The sequence below is a fragment of the Tenacibaculum aestuarii genome, from assembly GCF_964510395.1.
Lineage (GTDB): Bacteria > Bacteroidota > Bacteroidia > Flavobacteriales > Flavobacteriaceae > Polaribacter > Polaribacter aestuarii.
The window spans coordinates 283,515-303,823 of the sequence record NZ_CAZEFY010000001.1; the positions used below are offsets into that span (position 1 = coordinate 283,515).

At 35.2% G+C, this 20,309-nt stretch carries 17 protein-coding genes; 15 read left to right on the forward strand and 2 right to left on the reverse strand.

The genetic code is table 11. From position 1 onward, the window contains the following. The first annotated feature begins 3 nt into the window (after nucleotides 1–3). From nrfD to ACKTSU_RS01445, 10 genes are all read left to right on the forward strand, one after another. A complete protein-coding gene (nrfD, locus tag ACKTSU_RS01400) occupies nucleotides 4–1,404 on the forward strand; it encodes an NrfD/PsrC family molybdoenzyme membrane anchor subunit (RefSeq protein ID WP_028891351.1) in 1,401 nt (466 codons plus the stop codon). Continuing rightward, entirely contained in the window at nucleotides 1,394–1,921 is a 528-nt protein-coding gene (locus ACKTSU_RS01405) for a DUF3341 domain-containing protein (RefSeq protein ID WP_274633446.1), read from the forward strand. Before nrfD ends, ACKTSU_RS01405 begins: the two co-directional genes overlap by 11 nt. A gap of 9 nt (nucleotides 1,922–1,930) precedes the next feature. Beyond that, nucleotides 1,931–2,479 (forward strand): c-type cytochrome, encoded by a 549-nt coding sequence (locus ACKTSU_RS01410; RefSeq protein ID WP_408034595.1) that lies wholly within the window; start codon nucleotides 1,931–1,933, stop codon nucleotides 2,477–2,479. Nucleotides 2,480–2,501: 22 nt separating this feature from the next. Next, nucleotides 2,502–4,073: a quinol:cytochrome C oxidoreductase gene (locus ACKTSU_RS01415; protein ID WP_408034596.1), complete on the forward strand. Its 1,572-nt coding sequence runs from the start codon at nucleotides 2,502–2,504 to the stop codon at nucleotides 4,071–4,073. A 34-nt stretch (nucleotides 4,074–4,107) separates the two neighbouring features. Next, on the forward strand, nucleotides 4,108–5,115 hold the full coding sequence (locus tag ACKTSU_RS01420) for a cytochrome c oxidase subunit II (protein WP_408034597.1): 1,008 nt from the start codon (nucleotides 4,108–4,110) through the stop codon (nucleotides 5,113–5,115). A 33-nt stretch (nucleotides 5,116–5,148) separates the two neighbouring features. Continuing rightward, entirely contained in the window at nucleotides 5,149–6,918 is a 1,770-nt protein-coding gene (locus ACKTSU_RS01425; protein ID WP_408034598.1) for a cytochrome c oxidase subunit I, read from the forward strand. Between the two features lie 154 nt (nucleotides 6,919–7,072). Then, complete coding sequence (gene ruvB / locus ACKTSU_RS01430; protein ID WP_120185687.1) at nucleotides 7,073–8,095, forward strand: Holliday junction branch migration DNA helicase RuvB; 1,023 nt, start codon at nucleotides 7,073–7,075, stop codon at nucleotides 8,093–8,095. Nucleotides 8,096–8,097: 2 nt separating this feature from the next. Further along, a complete protein-coding gene (locus tag ACKTSU_RS01435; RefSeq protein WP_408034599.1) occupies nucleotides 8,098–9,828 on the forward strand; it encodes a SulP family inorganic anion transporter in 1,731 nt (576 codons plus the stop codon). Between the two features lie 12 nt (nucleotides 9,829–9,840). After that, nucleotides 9,841–11,250 (forward strand): MBL fold metallo-hydrolase, encoded by a 1,410-nt coding sequence (locus tag ACKTSU_RS01440; protein ID WP_408034600.1) that lies wholly within the window; start codon nucleotides 9,841–9,843, stop codon nucleotides 11,248–11,250. 5 nt (nucleotides 11,251–11,255) lie between these two features. Continuing rightward, on the forward strand, nucleotides 11,256–11,636 hold the full coding sequence (locus ACKTSU_RS01445) for a rhodanese-like domain-containing protein (RefSeq protein ID WP_408034601.1): 381 nt from the start codon (nucleotides 11,256–11,258) through the stop codon (nucleotides 11,634–11,636). 47 nt (nucleotides 11,637–11,683) lie between these two features. On the opposite strand, the gene ACKTSU_RS01450 is transcribed toward ACKTSU_RS01445, so the two are convergent. Both ACKTSU_RS01450 and ACKTSU_RS01455 read right to left on the reverse strand, forming a co-directional pair. Further along, complete coding sequence (locus ACKTSU_RS01450; protein ID WP_408034602.1) at nucleotides 11,684–12,004, reverse strand: hypothetical protein; 321 nt, start codon at nucleotides 12,002–12,004, stop codon at nucleotides 11,684–11,686. Nucleotides 12,005–12,151: 147 nt separating this feature from the next. Continuing rightward, nucleotides 12,152–14,521 carry a TonB-dependent receptor gene (locus tag ACKTSU_RS01455; RefSeq protein WP_408034603.1) on the reverse strand — a complete coding sequence of 790 codons (2,370 nt, stop codon included), beginning with the start codon at nucleotides 14,519–14,521 and terminating at the stop codon, nucleotides 12,152–12,154. Nucleotides 14,522–14,993: 472 nt separating this feature from the next. Between ACKTSU_RS01455 and ACKTSU_RS01460 the strand changes: the two genes are divergently transcribed. The 5 genes from ACKTSU_RS01460 to ACKTSU_RS01480 all read left to right on the forward strand — a co-directional run bounded on the left by ACKTSU_RS01460 (nucleotide 14,994) and on the right by ACKTSU_RS01480 (nucleotide 20,262). Next, on the forward strand, nucleotides 14,994–15,479 hold the full coding sequence (locus ACKTSU_RS01460) for an acetyl-CoA carboxylase biotin carboxyl carrier protein subunit (protein WP_408034604.1): 486 nt from the start codon (nucleotides 14,994–14,996) through the stop codon (nucleotides 15,477–15,479). Between the two features lies 1 nt (nucleotide 15,480). Next, entirely contained in the window at nucleotides 15,481–16,917 is a 1,437-nt protein-coding gene (gene accC / locus ACKTSU_RS01465) for an acetyl-CoA carboxylase biotin carboxylase subunit (RefSeq protein ID WP_408034605.1), read from the forward strand. Nucleotides 16,918–17,050: 133 nt separating this feature from the next. Next, entirely contained in the window at nucleotides 17,051–18,592 is a 1,542-nt protein-coding gene (locus ACKTSU_RS01470; protein ID WP_408034606.1) for an acyl-CoA carboxylase subunit beta, read from the forward strand. A gap of 16 nt (nucleotides 18,593–18,608) precedes the next feature. Next, entirely contained in the window at nucleotides 18,609–18,836 is a 228-nt protein-coding gene (locus ACKTSU_RS01475) for a PLD nuclease N-terminal domain-containing protein (RefSeq protein ID WP_408034607.1), read from the forward strand. Nucleotides 18,837–18,885: 49 nt separating this feature from the next. After that, a complete protein-coding gene (locus ACKTSU_RS01480) occupies nucleotides 18,886–20,262 on the forward strand; it encodes a pyridoxal phosphate-dependent decarboxylase family protein (RefSeq protein ID WP_408034608.1) in 1,377 nt (458 codons plus the stop codon). Nucleotides 20,263–20,309: the final 47 nt, after the last annotated feature.

Consider the following 20,309-nt stretch of genomic DNA (forward strand, 5'->3'; position numbering starts at 1 on the left):
TTTATGTCGTCTCATTACGAATCATCTTATAGAGAACCTTTAATACTTGGTGACAAGAGTTACCATGATATTACGGAAGATATCGCAAGACCTATTGAAGGTAAAGCAAACAAAAATTGGTATATAGCATTCTATATCTCTTTAGCAGCAATGTTATGGGGATTTGGATGTATCTTTTACACCGTAGGAACAGGAATCGGTGTATGGGGATTAAGTAAAAACATCGGTTGGGCATGGGATATTACCAACTTTGTATGGTGGGTAGGTATTGGTCACGCAGGAACACTTATTTCTGCAGTACTTTTATTATTCCGTCAAAAATGGAGAATGGCAATTAACCGTTCTGCAGAAGCGATGACAATCTTTGCGGTATTCCAAGCAGGATTGTTCCCAATCATCCACATGGGTCGTCCATGGAACGGATACTGGGTATTACCAATTCCTAACCAATTCGGATCATTATGGGTTAACTTTAACTCACCATTATTATGGGATGTATTCGCAATTTCTACGTATTTATCGGTATCATTAGTATTCTGGTGGACTGGTTTATTACCTGATTTTGCAACGATTCGTGATAGAGCTGTAAAACCTTTCCAAAAGAAAATTTATGCATTATTATCTTTCGGATGGTCTGGTAGAGCTAAAGACTGGCAACGTTTTGAAGAAGTGTCGTTAGTATTAGCAGGTTTAGCAACTCCTTTAGTACTTTCTGTACACACAATTGTATCGATGGACTTCGCTACTTCTATCAACCCAGGATGGCACTCAACAATTTTCCCTCCTTACTTCGTAGCAGGGGCAATCTTCTCAGGATTCGCAATGGTACAAACCTTATTAGGTATTATGCGTAAGGTTACGAATATGGAAGCATATATTACACGTTTACACGTAGAGTATATGAACATCGTAATTATTTTAACTGGGGGTATTGTAGCTGTAGCTTATGCAACTGAATTCTTCATCGCATGGTATACAGGTTCTCCTTATGAAAACTATACATACTTATCGTTTGGTGCTGAAGCAGGTGCTTATGGATGGGCATTCTGGTCGTTATTAATCTGTAACATTTTCACTCCACAGTTATTATGGATTAAAAAAATTAGAAGAAGTTTTATCTGGTCTTTCATTATCTCAATTGTAATTAACATCGGTATGTGGTTCGAGCGTTTTGATATTATCGCAATTGTATTAAGTAAAGGACAATTACCATCTACATGGTGGCGTTTTGAGCCAACGTTTGTAGACGTAGGTATCTTCATAGGAACTATCGGGTTCTTCTTTGTATTATTCTTATTATATGCAAGAACTTTCCCAGTAATCCCTACGGCAGAGATTAAGACTATTTTGAAATCATCAGGTGAGAATTTTAAAAAATCAAGAGAAGAGAACAATGAGCACTAATAAAGTAATTCACGCATTATATAATGATGATGATATCTTAATGGATGCCGTTAAGAAAGTAAAGTCAGAAAATCATCATATTGAAGAAGTATTTTGTCCATTCCCAGTTCACGGGTTAGACAAAGCAATGGGCTTAGCTCCAACACGTTTAGCAATTACTGCTTTTTTATATGGTATTACAGGTTTATCAGTAGCAGTTTGGTTAACATGGTATACTATGATTGCTGATTGGCCTCAAGATATTGGTGGTAAACCAAACTTTTCTTGGGCAGCTAACATGCCAGCTTTCGTACCAATTTTATTCGAATTAACAGTATTTTTCGCAGCACACTTAATGGTAATCACTTTTTATATGAGAAGTAAGATTTGGCCATTCAAAGAAGCTGAAAACCCAGATCCAAGAACTACAGATGATCACTTCTTAATGGAAGTTCCAGTTCACGGAAACGAAGAAGAATTAGTAGCATTGTTAGAAACAACAGGAGCTGTAGAAATTAACGTAGTAGAAACGCACTAATAAAGAGATATGAAGAGTTTAAAAATAATTATCGCTTTAGCTGTAGTAGCAACAAGCTTAAGTTCTTGTAACGATAAACGTAAACCACAAGTACAGTACATGCCAGATATGTATGTATCTGTGCCTTACGATGTAAATGGTGCAGACGGTTTAAATGGAAAAATGGTTAACAAGTTACCTGTTGCAGGTACTGTAAATAGAAACGGTGTAGTAGCTTATGATATTCCTAATACTAATGATGGATACGAAAAAGCAAAAGCTGAATTAAAAAACCCATTACCAACAACTGAGGAAAACTTAGAAAAAGGTAAAGAGTTATACGGAATTTACTGTGCTTCTTGTCACGGAACAAAAGGTGATGGTAATGGAGTATTATCTCAAAGAGATAAATTCAACGGTATCCCAAATTACGCAGATAGAGAGTTAACTCCAGGTAATATTTACCATGTAATTATGTATGGTAAAGGAGTAATGGGATCTCACGCATCACAGTTACAATACAACGAGCGTTGGCAAGTTGTACAATACGTAGAAAAATTAAGAAGCGAATTAAAATAAGTCTATAATAGATAGTTAAGATATGTACCAGTTTTCAGGAAAATTAAAAATGCTAGCTATTGTTTTAATGGCTGTAGGACTTTTAGGAACAGGTTATAGTTTCTTTACAGCGCCTAAAACATTAGATGAAGCAAAAGAAATTTTAGCAAAACAAGATGCTCACCATGGTGGTCATGAAGCAACAGCAACTCACGCAGAAGAAGAGCATGCTGAAGCAGCTAAAGTTGAAGAGCATGTAGAAGAAGTAGCTACTGAAGAAACTCAAGCAGATAGCACAGCAACTCAAGTAGAAGAACATGCAGTAAATGTTGCAGAACAAGCACAAGATTCAACAACTGTTCATGCTAATGAAGCTGACACTAATGAAGAAGTAGCACACACTGAAGCAAAAGAAGAAACACACGCAGTAGCTGAAGCACACGGTGAAGATCATGGAGATGCTCACGCTGAACATGCTTTCCACCAAATGCAAAACAGACCATGGTCTGCAATGTATGTGGCTTTATTATTCTCTTTAGGAATTACATTATTAGTATTAGCTTTTTATGGATCTCAAATCGTTGCACAAGCAGGATGGTCAGTAGTATTACATAGAGTAATGGAAGCGATCTCTTCAAACTTACATTATGTAAGTTTAGTAATGTTAGTTTTCTTAATTGCAACAGCAATGCACATGAACCACTTATTTACTTGGATGGGAGAAGGAGTGACTGATCCTACAAGTCCTAACTACGATGCTATTGTAGATGGTAAAAAATGGTGGTTAAACACTCCAGGATGGTTAATTAGAAGTATTATTTACTTAGCAGGTTGGAATGTATACCGTTTCTTAATTAGAAAGTGGTCTTTAGCACAAGATAATGGTGATTTAAAACAACATAAGAAAAACTATAACGCTACGGTTATTTTCTTAGTGTTCTTTATGCTTACAGAGAGTATGGCTTCTTGGGACTGGATTATGGCAATTGACCCACACTGGTTCTCAACATTATTCGGATGGTATGTATTAGCTACTTTCTTAGTATCAGCTTTAACAGTGATAGCTATGGTAACTATTTACTTACGTTCAAAAGGAGTATTAACTTTAGTAAACGATAGCCATATTCATGACTTAGCGAAGTTTATGTTTGGTTTCTCAGTATTCTGGACATACTTATGGTTTGCTCAGTTCATGTTAATTTGGTATGCAGACATGCCAGAAGAAACAACGTATTTCTTATTACGTTTTAACGAATATAAAGTACCATTCTTAGCAATGGTTGTAATGAACTTTATTTTCCCAGTATTACTATTAATCAACAGTGATTTTAAGAGTAGACCTTGGTTTGTAATCTTAGGTGGTGTTGTAATCTTAGCAGGTCACTATATTGACTTATTTGTAATGATTATGCCAGGAACCGTTGGTGGTCAATGGGGATTCGGAATTGGTGAAATAAGCGGATTATTATTCTTTGCAGGATTATTCATCTTTGCTACGTTTAGTGCTTTTGCTAAAGCTAATCCAGTACCAAAAGGAAACCCTTACTTACACGAAAGTGAAACCTATCATTACTACAACATCGAACACACAGGAGAAGATAGTAATCATCATTAATAAAAAGAATTAATAAACAAATAGTTTAGATAATATGCTCGCTTTATTTTATATTTTCATAGCAGTTGCAATTGGAGTAAGTTTTTGGCAAATTACTCGTATAATGAATTTCCGTTCTGTAATTGCTACAGATGAAGACAACGAAAAACAAGGTAAATACGCTTTAGGTTTCCTAGCATTCCTTTATGCAATGATGATTTACTGTTTAATTGCCATGAACGTAATTATGTTACCAGAAGCTGCTTCTATTGAAGGAGAGCATGACGATAACTTATTCAATATTACATTTTGGTTAATTGGTATTGTACAATTTGGTATGCAGTTTTTAATTTTCTTCTTCACTTATAAGTATAGAGGAAATAAAAACAACAAAGCATTATTTTATGCTGATAGCCACAAATTAGAGTTAATTTGGACAACAATTCCTGCAGTAACAATTGTATTGTTAATTGGATATGGTTTATGGGCTTGGAATCACATTATGTATGTAGGAGACGATGAAAATCCAATCGTTATTGAGGTTTACTCTCAACAATTCCGTTGGGATGCTCGTTATGCAGGTGAAGACAACCAATTAGGTCTTGGTAATGTAAACTTTATCAAAGGAATTAACACTATGGGAGTAGATATGTCTGACCCTAGTGCGCAAGATGATAAGCAAGTAACAGAATTATATTTACCAAAAGGTAAGAAAATATTATTCAAGTTCCGTTCACAAGACGTATTACACTCAGCTTATATGCCTCACTTTAGAGCGCAAATGAACTGTGTTCCAGGTATGGTTACTCAATTTGCTTTCACACCAAAGTATACAACTGCTGAAATGCGTGACAATGAAGAAGTAAAGGCAAAAGTTGAAGGAATTAACAAAATTAGAAGAGCTAAAGGAGAAGACCCATATGAGTTTGATTACTTATTATTATGTAACAAAATTTGTGGAGCATCTCACTACAATATGCAAATGAAAATCACTGTAGTTGATCAAAAAGAATACGACAAGTGGTTATCAGAACAAAAAACATTAGCTCAAGTAATTAAATAAGATATTTTTTAAAAGTATATAAAGATATAGATTATGTCAGATCATCATCACAAAGAAACATTTGTAACTAAATACATCTTTAGTCAAGATCACAAAATGATCTCTAAGCAGTACCTAGTTACAGGTATATTTATGGGTATCATAGGAGGTTTTATGTCTATGTTGTTTCGTTTACAAATTGCATGGCCAGATACATCGTTTTCAATTGTTGAAGCGTTCTTAGGTAACCATCAAACAGATGGAATTATGAACCCAGATATGTACTTGGCGTTAGTTACAATACACGGTACAATCATGGTATTCTTTGTATTAACGGCAGGTTTAAGTGGTACATTCTCTAACCTTTTAATTCCGTTACAAATTGGAGCACGTGATATGGCTTCAGGATTCTTAAACATGGTATCATACTGGTTATTCTTTTTATCATCAGTAATCATGGTTATTTCATTGTTTGTTGAAGCTGGACCAGCATCTGCAGGATGGACAATTTATCCTCCATTATCTGCGTTACCACAAGCAATTCCAGGTTCAGGTACAGGTATGACATTATGGTTAGTGTCTATGGCAATTTTCATTGCTTCATCTTTACTAGGATCATTAAACTATATCGTAACAGTATTAAACTTACGTACCAAAGGAATGAAAATGACAAGATTGCCATTAACAATGTGGGCTTTCTTTATTACAGCAATTATTGGTGTAATTTCATTCCCAGTATTATTATCAGCAGCATTATTATTAATCTTTGATAGAAGCTTTGGTACTTCTTTCTACTTATCAGATATCTTTATTTCTGGAGAAGTATTACACTACCAAGGAGGATCACCAGTATTATTTGAACACTTATTCTGGTTCTTAGGTCACCCAGAGGTATATATCATCTTATTACCAGCATTAGGTATTAGTTCTGAAGTAATTTCTACTAACGCACGTAAACCTATCTTCGGATACCGTGCAATGGTTGGATCTATTATGGCAATTGCATTCTTATCTACAATCGTATGGGGTCACCACATGTTCGTATCAGGAATGAATCCATTCTTAGGTTCTGTATTTACATTTACTACAGTATTAATCGCAATTCCATCAGCAGTAAAAGCGTTTAACTACGTAACTACATTATGGAAAGGTAATTTACAATTAAATCCTGCAATGATGTTCTCTATCGGATTAGTTTCTACATTCGTAACAGGAGGTTTAACAGGATTAGTATTAGGAGATTCAGCATTAGATATTAACGTTCACGATACATATTTCGTAGTGGCTCACTTCCACTTAGTAATGGGTGTATCTGCCTTATTAGGAATGTTTGCTGGTGTTTACCACTGGTTCCCTAAAATGTATGGTAGAATGATGAACAAAACATTAGGTTACTGGCACTTCTGGTTAACAATTATTACAGCTTATGGAGTATTCTTCCCAATGCACTTTATTGGTTTAGCTGGTTTACCACGTCGTTACTATACAAACACAAATTTCCCAATGTTTGATGATTTAGCAGATATCAATGTATTCATGACTATCATGGCAATTATTGGTGGAGCTGCTCAGTTAATCTTTATTGCTAACTTCTTTATCTCTATGTACAGAGGTCAAAAAGCTACGCAAAACCCTTGGAATGCAAATACATTAGAGTGGACTACACCTGTAGAGCATATCCATGGAAACTGGCCAGGAGAAATTCCTGAAGTTCACAGATGGGCTTACGATTACAGTAAAACAGATGAAAATGGTGAGTATGTTCACGGAAAAGATTTCGTGCCACAAACAGTGCCATTATTAGATGGAGAAGAGCCATCTTAATAAAAGGTAAAAAAATAAAAAGCCTCCCAATTTTGGGAGGCTTTTTATTTTTATGAACATAAGAATTCTTTATAATACGTATCTTAGCATAGTAAAGAGCTAAGTAACATATATTACAAAACAACCGTTTTATTTCAAGTATATTTGCAACTATATGAACGAAAACCTAAACCCTGAAAATAAACATTATTCTAATGAAGAGTTGGACGTTGAAAAAAAGCTGCGTCCACTGTCATTTGATGATTTTACAGGTCAAGATCAAGCGATAGAAAATCTTAAGATTTTTGTAGAAGCAGCAAATCAGCGTGATGAAGCGTTAGATCATGCCTTATTTCATGGACCTCCGGGGTTAGGAAAAACGACGTTAGCACACATTTTAGCGAATGAGTTAGGGGTTGGTATCAAAGTTACCTCAGGTCCTGTTTTAGATAAACCAGGAGACTTAGCAGGTTTACTAACCAACTTAGATGAAAGAGATGTACTTTTTATAGATGAAATCCATCGATTAAGCCCTGTAGTAGAAGAATACTTGTATTCGGCTATGGAAGATTATAAAATAGATATTATGATTGAATCTGGGCCTAATGCACGTACAGTACAAATCAATTTAGAACCGTTTACTTTAGTTGGTGCTACTACACGATCAGGATTGCTTACAGCTCCTATGAGAGCTCGTTTTGGAATCAGTAGTCGATTGCATTATTACTCAACTGAGCTACTAACAAACATCATTCAACGAAGTGCTTTTATATTAAAAGTACCAATTTCTATGGAAGCCGCTATTGAGATTGCTGGAAGAAGTAGAGGAACACCACGTATAGCGAATGCATTATTGCGTAGAGTGCGCGATTTTGCACAAATAAAAGGAGATGGTACCATTACTATTGAAATCGCTAGATATGCGCTAAAAGCATTAAATGTTGATGCACATGGGCTAGATGAAATGGATAATAAAATATTATCTACGATTATTGATAAGTTCAAAGGTGGTCCAGTTGGAATTACCACGTTAGCTACTGCCGTGGCAGAAAATTCAGAAACAATAGAAGAAGTGTATGAACCTTTTTTAATTCAACAAGGGTTTATCATGCGTACGCCAAGAGGAAGAGAAGTAACCGATTTGGCATATAAACATTTAGGTAGAATTAAAGGAAGTAGCCAAGGAGAGCTCTTTTAAAAATGAAACTGTTAAAAAAACTCATACCGATACTAGAATGGTTGCCTAACTATAAAAGATCACAATTAAGAGGTGATGTAGTTGCAGGTATTACCGTTGCTATTGTGTTAATACCACAAGGTATAGCGTATGCACTTATTGCTGGATTACCACCTATTTATGGGTTATATGCCGCATTAATGCCTCAATTAATGTATGCTATTTTTGGTACATCACGCCAAGTAGCAATTGGTCCTGTAGCAATGGATTCATTAATTGTAGCAACAGGAGTTTCTACCTTAGCATTAACAGGATCTGAAAGTTATATAGGTATAGCAATATTACTTGCGTTGGTAGTAGGATCTATTCAATTTTTAATGGGAATTTTCCGCTTAGGTTTTGTAGTTAACTTTTTATCAAGACCAGTAATAACTGGGTTTACATCAGCCGTGGCTTTAATTATTGGACTCAATCAGTTTAGAAATTTATTCGGAGTAGATTTTGTACAAAGTGATCAAATACATGTGCTGTTAGAAGATATTTTGTTCCGACTTCAATATTTTAAAACAAATACTACGATTATAGGTTTAATAGCCTGTATAATTATCATAATTTTTAGAAAAGTAAATAGAAAGATTCCAAATGCATTAATCGTTGTGATATTAGGAATCATAACAATACGTCTTTTTGGAGATCAACTTGCAGATGTAGCTATCGTAAAAGATATTCCTTCAGGACTTCCTAAGTTTTCAATACCAGTAATTGATGTAGCATTAATACGAGAGTTAATACCAATTGCAGCAACATTGGTTATGGTAGGATATTTAGAAACCATTTCTATAGGAAAAACGTTGGAAGCCAAACAAGATGAATATAGAGTTCGACCAAACCAAGAATTAGTAGCGTTAGGATTGAGTAATATGGTTGGATCGTTGTTTCAATCGTATCCTTCAGCCTCAAGTTTTTCTCGTTCGGCAATCAATGCAGAATCAGGAGGCACAACAGGAGTTTCAGCAATCGTTTCGGCATTATTGGTAGTAATCACCTTACTTTTCTTAACACCGGTATTTTACCATTTACCTAAAACTATTTTATCAGCAATTATTATTGTTGCGGTTTTTAACTTGATAAATGTACAAGAAGCAAGAAGGTTATGGAAAGCGAATAACTTAGATTTCTGGTTATTATTAGCTACTTTTTTAGCAACGATTTTCTTCGGAATTGAATACGGAATTTTAATAGGAGTAGTTTTATCGTTAATCGTTTTAATTTTTAGAACCTCAAGACCGTACGTAGCGGAGTTAGGAAAAGTGCCAAATTCAGATTTTTATCGTAATAAAAACAGATTCAAGGAAGTCATTATAGAAGAAGAAATTTTAGTGTTCCGTTTTGATGCACAATTATTTTATGCCAATTCAAACTATTTTCGTGATAAATTAGACGAAATGGCAGCAGAAAAAGGAAAGGCATTAAAGTTGATTGTTTTAGATGCAGAGAGTATTAACAGGGTTGATAGTACAGGTATAGATATGTTAAAAGAACGTATTGTTTATTTTAACAAGCATAATATCCAATTCTATTTTGCGGGAGTCAAAGGACCTGTAAGAGACGCCTTTTTTAGAGGTGGTTTATTAGATGTTGTAAGTTTAGATCACTTTTTTATGCGTGCTAACGGAGCCGTAAATTTTTATAAAACAGGAGATAATCAAAACCAAAAAAAATACGCACAATACATACATCAAGCGTATAAATAACTATATAATATTATGAAAATAGAGCAGATTTATACAGGTTGTTTAGCACAAGGAGCCTATTATATTGAAAGTAACGGAGAAGTAGCAATTATAGATCCATTACGTGAAGTAGATCCTTATATAAACAGAGCTGAAAAAGATGGCGCTAAAATCAAATATATTTTTGAAACGCATTTTCATGCAGATTTTGTAAGCGGTCACGTAACCCTTGCAGAAAAAACAGGAGCAACGATTGTATATGGACCAACAGCGAAAACGAACTACGAGGCTCATATCGCAACAGATGGTGAAGTATTTACGCTAGGTGATATTACCATTACTGTATTACACACACCAGGACATACGATGGAAAGTACTTCTTATTTATTAAAAGATAAAGACGGAAAAAACCATGCGATTTTTAGTGGAGATACCTTATTCTTAGGTGATGTAGGGCGTCCTGATTTAGCGCAAAAAGCAGCAAACTTAACACAAGAAGAATTAGCAGGATTATTGTACGATAGTTTACGTACAAAAATTATGACGTTGGAAGATGAAGTAATCGTTTATCCAGCACACGGAGCAGGTTCAGCTTGTGGTAAGAATTTAAGTAAAGAAACAGTTGGAACGATTGGAGATCAAAAGAAAACCAACTACGCACTTCGTGCAGACATGACCAAAGAGGAGTTTGTTAAAGAAGTAACTGATGGTTTATTGCCTCCACCAGAATATTTTCCTTTAAATGTAAAAATGAATAAGGAAGGATACCAATCTATCGATGAAGTTATTAAAAGCGGAGCAAAAGCTTTATCAGTAGAAGATTTTGAAAAAATAGCGAATGAAACTGATGCGTTGGTATTAGATGTTCGTAATCAAGCAGAATTTATTCAAGGATTCATTCCGCAATCAATTTTTATTGGTTTAGGAGGAACGTTCGCACCATGGGTAGGAGCCTTAATTAAAGATGTTACACAACCAATTTTATTAGTTACCCCTGAAGGACAAGAAGAAACGACGATTACACGTTTATCTCGTGTTGGTTTTGATAACGTATTAGGATATTTAGATGGAAGTTTTGATGCTTGGAAAACAGCAGGAAAAGAAGTAGATACCTTACGTTCGGTTCCTGCAACTGTTTTAGCAGAGGAACTTACGAATGGAGCTCCAGTTTTTGATGTGCGTAAACCAGGAGAATATGCAAGTGAGCATATTATAGATGCACCAAGTACTCCGTTAGATTTCTTAAACGATCATATTGAAGAGTTTCCAACAAAAGGAGATTTTTATGTGCATTGTGCAGGTGGATATCGTTCAGTAATTGCAGCATCTATTTTAAAAGCAAGAGGATTCCATAACATAATTGATGTTGCGGGTGGATATAAAGCGATTAAAGAAACTGATATTCCAAGATCAGCAGCTGTTTGTCCATCAACTTTAAAATAAAAATAATGAAGAGAGATATATTTTTAGTAGGTTTATTTTTAACAGTAGTATTGTCTTGTAAACCTCAAACCAATGAGGCAAAAGATATCACGGTTGAAAACTTGCAGGTAGTTTTAGAAAACGAAGATAAGGTACAGTTATTAGACGTTAGAACTCCACAAGAATGGGCAGAAGGAGTAATTAAAGAACCGATAAAAATAGATATTACAGGAGATGACTTTGAAGGAAAGGTTTTAGAAAAGTTAGATAAATCACAACCTGTATATATTTACTGTCGCTCAGGAGGTAGAAGTAAAAAAGCTACGGAACTCCTAGCTAAGAAAGGATACAAAGCCTACAATGTTCTAGGAGGAATTTTAGAATGGGAAGAAAAAAATAAAGAATAAAAGAAAATCCCGAGCATTTGCTCGGGATTTTTTGTGCATAGTGTTTTTTACTTAATTACATATTCCTTATTTAAGTCCAAAATTTTGTGCCCGAATATTTTTTTCTTTTTCAAATCCACTACAATAATCAGAAATACATTTTGTTTTTCAGTCGAAAGTAAAATATGGTCAAAAGTTTTTAAATCATTTCGATAAACTTTTTCCACGAGTTCATTTTCGTAAACAATTCGGTTCACGATTTGACTTTCGGTCAATTTTTTCACATAATTCCATATGTCAATCGGCTCATTAATTTCCATTTCTGTAATGTCTGTCATTCCATTGCCAAAGCTGTTTTTAAATTCTATTTCTGTTAATTCTTGTGTCATTTAGGACAATGTGATTAAGGTTGTGAATTCGTTTCAATGATCTATATCCATTGACAACGAAGTTAGTCTTTTATAACTTAATTTTCAAGAGTATAAAAAAACCGAGACAATTGTCTCGGTTTTACTTTTTCTTAGCTCTTTTCCCACTTAAAATTTTAACGTTGCACCTACTAAAAAGTTTCTAGTGGCTTGCGGATAGTATCCTTGTACTTCAAAAGAGGTTCCAGGAGTATCCCAAGTATTTAAATAGGTGTATCCTCTATCAACATATTCTTTATCAAAAAGATTGTTAACCAATCCAGTAAATACAATTGATTTAAAAATTGTATTCATTTCAAGTTCATAACTAACATTAAAATCACTAACGTAATAGCTATCTAGTTTAGAGGCTTCTGTATTAGTATTACTCAAATATTGTTCACCAACAAATTTAGATAGTAAAGCTAATTGTAGCCCTTTTGCAGGCTTATAAACCAAAGCATTTCCAGCAATAATATTAGGGGAAAAAGCAATATCTGTAGTGCCAATATTGCGTTGAACACCATCACGATCTAACATAAAATTGTTGATTTTATTACTACTTACCGTAAGGTTTTGGTTAATGCTAAACTTGTCTGAAACGTTAATATTAGCATCAATTTCTACTCCTAAACGATAGCTGTCTTTAACGTTTTCACGTAAATATTCTCCAACATCATTCAGTCCACCTGTTTGAATTAATTGATTGTCGTACGACATATAGTAGATATTAGTATTCAATTGAACTGTTTTATTGTGTAAACGCCATCCAAGTTCAAAATCATCTAACGTTTCATGTTGTACGTTGATACCGTTTTGGAAATCATCACGGTTCGGTTCTCTATTCGCACGCGCATACGATGCATAAATACTGTTCTCTTTATTGATGGTGTAAGTAACCCCTAATTTAGGATTAAAGAAGCTAAACGAAGTATCAACATTTAAAGGATTTCTATCTGAAGTAAATCCGCCGGTTGTATAATCAATAAATCTACCTTGTACATCAACAAAAGCTTTTAGGTTATCAAAAACATTAAAAGTAGCCTTAGAAAAAACACTAAAATCATCTTTTTTAGCATCGCTAAAATAATAACGATCTCTAATACTAGCTCCATCAGCAAATTCTTTAGCCCAAATAACTTCTCCAAAATGATCTCCTGTATAATTACTATAAGAAGCACCAGATATTAACTCGAACTTTTCAGTTTTATAAGTTACATTAGCATTAGCCACATAAAAGTCATTGTCTAACCAACGACGAACAATTAAATCTGTAGCAGGAGAACCATACCAGTCAGTTCCTGTCGCCTCTACAATACCATCATATTTTGATACAGCACTGTCTTCTTTAAATTGCTCAAAATACCCTTTTCCTTTGGTATAATTTAAACCAATATTGGTAGACCAATTTTCTGATAATTGCTCATTCCAGTGTAATTGGTAATGATCTTGCCAATAATTATCAGTTTCATTATCGTAGGTATACGGATTTTGACGACGGTTTTCTTGTAATTCCTCAGCGCTTAATCCATACCAAGCTTGGTACGTTCTTTCTTTTCCTCCAAAAGCTAAGGCTTTAATCAACGTATTGTCATCGGTATAGCTACCTTGTAAAAAATACGATTTTAAATCGGTAAAGGCACGGTCAACATATCCGTCAGAATAAATGTTAGACAAACGTCCTGCAAACTCAAAATGATCGTTTAGTTTTCCAGTAGTAAATTTTACGGTGTGCTTTCTTGTCCCGTACGAACCAAAAGCGTTTGAAATTTCTCCACCAGCTTCCTCAGAAACGGCATCGGTTAAGATGTTTAAACTAGCTCCAAAGGCTCCAGAACCGTTCGTAGATGTTCCTACACCACGTTGTAATTGTAAACTTTGGGTAGACGAAGCAAAATCACCCATATTTACCCAAAAAGTACCCTGACTTTCGGCATCGTTATACGGAATTCCGTTAATCGTAACGTTAACACGAGAAGCATCCGAACCACGCACACGAATATAGGTGTATCCAACACCAGCACCTGCATCCGACGAAGATGTTACCGAAGGTAAATAGTTTAATAGTACAGGAATATCTTGTCCTAAATTACGTTTTTCTATTTCTTGTTTGCTAAGGTTAGAGTGTGTTACAGGCGCATCTGCTTTTACACGAACAGCAGAAACCAGCACTTCATCTAACACTGTTTCGTTAGAAATTAATTGAAAGGTAATTTGTTGGTTGTTGGTAAGTTCAACTTCTTGTGAAGTACTTTTAAATCCTACATAAGAAACCTCAATAGTATGCGTTCCTTTGGTTAGGTTTAATTTGAATTTACCATTAAAGTCGGTTGAAGTTCCTTTGGTTTGATTTCTAACAGCAACGGTTGCACCAACTAAAGGTTCTTGATTTCCATCAACTACTTTACCAGATAAAATAAACGTTTGTGCGCTCGTTGTTAATGTTGTGAATACTACGAGTAAAAAAGTTACTATCTTCACTTTTTTACGAAAAGACATCGGTCTCATTTATAAAAAACAAAATCGAATAAAAAGAGGTAATTATTCTTTAATTAAAAATTGAATAATTAAATTATGAGCGTAAAGCGTAGCTTTACTTTTGCACTCGCTAAAAAGGTCTACCAGACCTTTTATTTACGCTCGCTTCCCTAAACAGCATTACCTGTTCTAGGTTCGTTGGGTATGATCTCAGCCCTACTTTTAATTATAAGTTATAAATGTTGAATTTTAAGTTAACTAACAACTATTCATTAAACACTAATAACTCAAAAAGGCACCCCTTTATGAGAACGGTGCAAAGGTAAATATGAAATATGAATTAAGAACGATAAATAGTAGGTTTTTCTAGTGTTGTTTGTAAATGAATAGGAAGAAATCAAGGAAGTAAAAAAACATTCTCATCAATTTATAGATTTAACTCATGCATTCCATCGTAATTTTAATATTTTAGTGGTGAAAATATCAGATATTTATGAGTAAATCTTTTAAAACGAGCGTTAATAAAACGCATGATTTTGACTTTACTGAAGCGCAAATAGAGGCGTTAGATATAGTAGAAAAATCAAAAAATAACTACCACGTACTTGAAGGCAACCAATCGTATCAAGCTACTATACTTCAAACAAATTTCAATAAAAAAACATATACCATTCAAATCAACGGAAACACATATGAAGTAAGTATTTCTAACGAATTAGATATGTTGATTGATGAATTAGGGTTAGAAGTAGCAGCAGAGAAAAAAGAAAACGATATCAAGGCACCAATGCCTGGGTTAATTGTTTCTGTTGATGTTGAAATTGGTCAAGAAGTAAAAGAAGGTGATGGAATTTTGGTGTTAGAAGCCATGAAAATGGAGAATACCTTACAAGCACCAAGAGATGGAGTGGTAAAATCGATAGCGATTCAAGCAGGAGACAAGGTAGAAAAGAATACGGTTTTAATAGAAATGGAATAAGATGAAAAAGATATTAGTAGCAAATAGAGGAGAGATTGCCTTGCGTGTAATGCGTACGGCAAAAAAGATGGGAATTAAAACGGTAGCGGTTTTTTCAGAAGCAGATAGAAATTCACCACACGTAACTTTTGCGGATGAGGCTGTGTGCATTGGTCCTGCACCATCGAATCAATCGTATTTATTAGGAGATAAAATTATTGAAGTAGCGAAGGAATTAGGTGTAGATGGGATTCACCCAGGATACGGATTTTTAAGTGAAAATGCAGCCTTTGGAGAAGCCGTAGCAAAATCAGGAATTGTATTTATAGGACCGAAAACTCATGCTATTGAAGTGATGGGTAGCAAATTGGCTGCAAAAGATGCAGTAAAAGCTTATGATATTCCGATGGTTCCGGGGATTGATGAAGCGGTAACCGATGTGGAGTATGCATCGAAAGTAGCGAATGAAATTGGCTATCCAATCTTAATCAAAGCTTCAGCAGGTGGAGGAGGAAAAGGAATGCGTGTTGTTGAAAAAGAAGCTGATATAAAAGAACAAATGCAGCGTGCAATTTCAGAAGCAGAATCAGCTTTTGGAGACGGTTCTGTATTTATAGAAAAATATGTAGGCTCACCACGCCATATTGAAATCCAAGTATTGGCAGATGCTCATGGAAACGTAGTACATTTATTTGAACGCGAATGCTCGGTACAACGTCGCCACCAAAAAGTAGTAGAAGAAGCACCATCGAGTGTGTTGACTCCAGAGATTAGAGAAGCTATGGGAGCCGCAGCCGTAAGAGTTGCGAAAGCCTGTGATTATTTAGGAGCAGGAACGGTGGAGTTCTTATTAGATGAAAATAAAAACTTCTACTTTTTAGAAATGAACACACGTTTACAAGTAGAGCATCCAGTTACGGAACTTATTACGGGAGTAGACTTAGTAGAGCAACAAATAAAAATAGCAAGAGGAGAGGAGTTATCATTCACCCAAGAAGACTTGCAAATTAAAGGACACGCGCTAGAGTTACGTGTATATGCCGAAGATCCGTTAGACAATTTTGCACCGAGTATTGGAGTATTGGAAATTTATCAACATCCGAAAGGAGAAAATATTCGTGTAGATGATGGTTTTGAAGAAGGAATGGAAATTCCTATTTATTACGATCCGATGATTTCTAAATTGATTACCTACGGAAATACGCGCGAAGAAGCTATCGAGTTAATGAAACAAGCGATTAGTAATTATAAAGTAAAAGGAATAGAAACTACGTTGCCGTTCGGAAAGTTCGTATGCGAACACGAAGCTTTCACCTCAGGAAATTTCGATACCCATTTTGTAAAGAAGTATTACACACCTGAGTTGTTAGAAGCAGGATATGAAAAGGAAGCGAAGATTGCTGCACAAGTAGCCTTACAGCAGTATTTAAAAGAGCAACGTATTTTAAAAACTTGTTAACACATAATGTGCGTTAGGGATTGCAGCGGCATCCTTTTGTTGTCAGTTCGAGTTTGCGAAGCAAGTATCGAGAACTAACAAAAGATATAGCGGAAAGCCCGACCCTTTGGGAACGCCCAAAAAAAGAATATAGATGAAATCTAAAATAGAAGAATTACAACATAAAATTACCGAAGCAAAGTTAGGAGGCGGACAACAACGCATCGACCGTCATCATCAAAAAGGAAAATTAACCGCTCGTGAGCGTATCGATTATTTCTTAGATGAAGGTTCTTTTGAAGAAGTAGGCATTTTGGTAACCCATAGAACGACCGATTTCGGGATGGAAAATCAGAAGTTTTATGGCGACGGAGTGGTAACAGGATACGGTACAGTAAACGGACGCTTGGTGTACGTGTTTGCACAAGATTTTACGGTATTTGGAGGTTCGTTATCGGAAACACATGCCGAAAAAATCTGTAAGATTATGGATTTAGCCGTAAAAGTAGGAGCGCCGTTAATCGGATTGAACGATTCTGGGGGAGCACGTATTCAAGAAGGAGTACGTTCGTTAGGTGGTTATGCCGATATTTTTTATAGAAACGTACAAGCATCAGGGGTAATTCCACAAATCTCTGCGATTATGGGACCTTGTGCAGGTGGGGCAGTGTATTCACCAGCCATGACCGATTTTACCGTTATGGTAGAAAACTCAAGTTATATGTTTGTTACGGGACCTAACGTAGTAAAAACAGTAACCAATGAAGAAGTAACTTCAGAAGAGCTAGGAGGAGCAAGTACGCATGCAACCAAATCGGGAGTAACGCATTTAACGGCAGCGAACGATGTACAATGTTTGGAAGATATTAAAACATTGTTGAGCTATATGCCACAAAACAATCAAGAAACTACAGCAAAATTACCATTTGAATTAGGTGATGAAATTAGAGATGAACTAGCCAATATTGTTCCAGATAATGCAAACAAACCATACGATATGCGTGCGGTGATTGATGGTATTGCTGATGCTGATTCGTTTTTTGAAATCCATAAAGATTATGCTGATAATATCGTAGTTGGATTTGCGCGTTTAGGAGGAAGAAGTGTTGGAGTTGTAGCCAACCAACCGATGAGTTTAGCCGGGTGTTTAGATGTAAACAGTTCTAAAAAAGCAGCACGATTCACCCGTTTTTGTGATTGCTTTAATATTCCGTTATTGGTATTGGTAGATGTACCAGGATTCTTACCAGGAACCGACCAAGAATGGAATGCGATTATTACCAACGGAGCAAAATTATTGTATGCGTTGAGTGAAGCTACTGTGCCAAGAGTAAGTGTAATTACCCGTAAAGCCTATGGTGGAGCGTATGACGTAATGAACTCAAAACACATTGGAGCCGATATGAATTTTGCATGGCCTAGTGCAGAAATTGCAGTAATGGGAGCAAAAGGAGCAAGTGAAATTATCTTTAAAAAGGAAATTGCTGAAGCTGACGACCACGAAGCAAAATTAGCTGAAAAGGAAGCGGAGTATGCTGATAAATTTGCGAATCCGTACCGAGCAGCAGAACGCGGATTTGTAGATGAGGTAATTTTACCACAAGATACGCGTAGAAAACTGATTAAAGCCTTTGCGATGTTAGAAGGTAAAAAGGTGGAACGACCAAATAGAAAACACGGGAACATACCTTTGTAATTTAAAACTAAAAACTATGAAAAATGGACTTACAGATGTTTCTTACCTACTATTTGTATGGCAAGGTGTTTTACTAATATCATTAATTTTACTAGTGTACTCACTAGTTGATATTTTAAAACACTCGTTTAAAGGAAACGATAAAATTATTTGGGTACTTGTGGTGTTATTTTTACCAATTCTAGGCTCAATTTTATACTTGATTTCAGGTAGAAAACAGCGTTTGAAATTAAACGCTAACTAATATAAAAGGGTTAAGAACACGAATGTTCTTAACCTTTTTTTATTAAAATATGACAACGCAAAAAATGAACGAAAAACTATATTACGACTTATTAAATATTGAAAAACTACTTGATAAAGTAAAGCTTCAAGGTATTGAGTACTTAAAACAACTTTCAGATGCACCGACTTCTACTAAACAAACAGTAGAAACAGAAGAAACATTAAATGATGTTGGTATTGGCGGGTTTGATACATTAAAAGAGTTCAATAATAAATTCGGAAAAATAATTGTAGGTTCATCAGGCCCTCGATATCTTGGCTTTGTGACTGGAGGTTCTACTCCTGCTTCAATCATAGGAGATTGGCTGACGACAATTTACGACCAAAATACCCAAGCAATAAAAGGACAAGGAGATATTTCAGCCGTGATTGAAATAGAAACTATAAATCTGCTTTTAGACCTTTTCAACCTACCAAATAACTTTATCGGTGGTTTTGTTACAGGAGCAACAATGTCCAATTTCACATGCCTTGGAGTTGCCAGACAGTGGGTTGGAAAACAGTTGGGTAAAGATTTTGCTAAGGATGGAATTACTGAAAGAATAAATGTTTTGTCAGCGGTACCACACTCTTCCTCAATTAAAACACTATCAATGTTAGGTATAGGAAGTAAAAATATTGAGAAAATAAAAACTGAACAAGGAAATAGGGAAAGTATAGATGTCGAGGATTTGAAATTGAAAATCAATTCGTTAAATGGAGAACCATTCATACTCATTACAAGCGCGGGGACTGTCAATACGGTTGATTTTGACGATTTCATAGCAATATCAGAATTAAAAGAGAAGCATAACTTTTGGTGGCATATTGATGGGGCTTTCGGAGCATTTGCAGCCTGTTCTCCAAAATATAGACATTTGATAAGCGGCTGGGAAAATGCGGACAGTATAACGATTGATTGTCATAAATGGTTAAATGTTCCTTATGAAAGTGCCGTCTTTTTTGTAAAAGAACAACATAAAGTTCTGCAAACTGAAACATTTCAAAATTCCAACGCCCCTTATTTGGGAAACCCGCTTGACAATTTTAACTATTTAAACTTTTTACCTGAAAACTCAAGGAGATTAAAAGCCCTTCCCGCTTGGTTTTCATTAAAAGCATATGGAAAGAGAGGTTATCAAGACATTGTAGAAAACTCCATTGAAATGGCAAATATTTTAGGACAATTCATCGACAGAAGCAAGGTTTTTGAGTTATTGGCACCTGTAAGATTGAATAATATTTGTTTTACATTGAGTGGTACGGAAAATCAAGATAAAGTATTGGATTTTTTAATAAAATTAAACGATACAGAAAAGGTATTTATGACACCAACAGTTTATAATGGTAAAAAAGGAATTAGAGCATCTTTTTGTAAATTGGAGAACCACAAAACAAGATGTTGAAATTATAATAAACGAAATGATAAAATTAACAACGATCGACTAAAATG

Coding starts and splice junctions, on each gene's coding strand:
- ACKTSU_RS01405 (WP_274633446.1), top strand. CDS start 1,394: ATGAGCACTAATAAAGTAATTCACGCATTATATAATGATGATGATATC.
- ACKTSU_RS01455 (WP_408034603.1), bottom strand. CDS start 14,521: ATGTCTTTTCGTAAAAAAGTGAAGATAGTAACTTTTTTACTCGTAGTA.
- ACKTSU_RS01420 (WP_408034597.1), top strand. CDS start 4,108: ATGCTCGCTTTATTTTATATTTTCATAGCAGTTGCAATTGGAGTAAGT.
- ACKTSU_RS01470 (WP_408034606.1), top strand. CDS start 17,051: ATGAAATCTAAAATAGAAGAATTACAACATAAAATTACCGAAGCAAAG.
- ACKTSU_RS01425 (WP_408034598.1), top strand. CDS start 5,149: ATGTCAGATCATCATCACAAAGAAACATTTGTAACTAAATACATCTTT.
- ACKTSU_RS01480 (WP_408034608.1), top strand. CDS start 18,886: ATGACAACGCAAAAAATGAACGAAAAACTATATTACGACTTATTAAAT.
- ACKTSU_RS01440 (WP_408034600.1), top strand. CDS start 9,841: ATGAAAATAGAGCAGATTTATACAGGTTGTTTAGCACAAGGAGCCTAT.
- nrfD (WP_028891351.1), top strand. CDS start 4: ATGTCGTCTCATTACGAATCATCTTATAGAGAACCTTTAATACTTGGT.
- ruvB (WP_120185687.1), top strand. CDS start 7,073: ATGAACGAAAACCTAAACCCTGAAAATAAACATTATTCTAATGAAGAG.
- ACKTSU_RS01415 (WP_408034596.1), top strand. CDS start 2,502: ATGTACCAGTTTTCAGGAAAATTAAAAATGCTAGCTATTGTTTTAATG.
- ACKTSU_RS01410 (WP_408034595.1), top strand. CDS start 1,931: ATGAAGAGTTTAAAAATAATTATCGCTTTAGCTGTAGTAGCAACAAGC.
- ACKTSU_RS01445 (WP_408034601.1), top strand. CDS start 11,256: ATGAAGAGAGATATATTTTTAGTAGGTTTATTTTTAACAGTAGTATTG.
- ACKTSU_RS01475 (WP_408034607.1), top strand. CDS start 18,609: ATGAAAAATGGACTTACAGATGTTTCTTACCTACTATTTGTATGGCAA.
- accC (WP_408034605.1), top strand. CDS start 15,481: ATGAAAAAGATATTAGTAGCAAATAGAGGAGAGATTGCCTTGCGTGTA.
- ACKTSU_RS01460 (WP_408034604.1), top strand. CDS start 14,994: ATGAGTAAATCTTTTAAAACGAGCGTTAATAAAACGCATGATTTTGAC.
- ACKTSU_RS01435 (WP_408034599.1), top strand. CDS start 8,098: ATGAAACTGTTAAAAAAACTCATACCGATACTAGAATGGTTGCCTAAC.
- ACKTSU_RS01450 (WP_408034602.1), bottom strand. CDS start 12,004: ATGACACAAGAATTAACAGAAATAGAATTTAAAAACAGCTTTGGCAAT.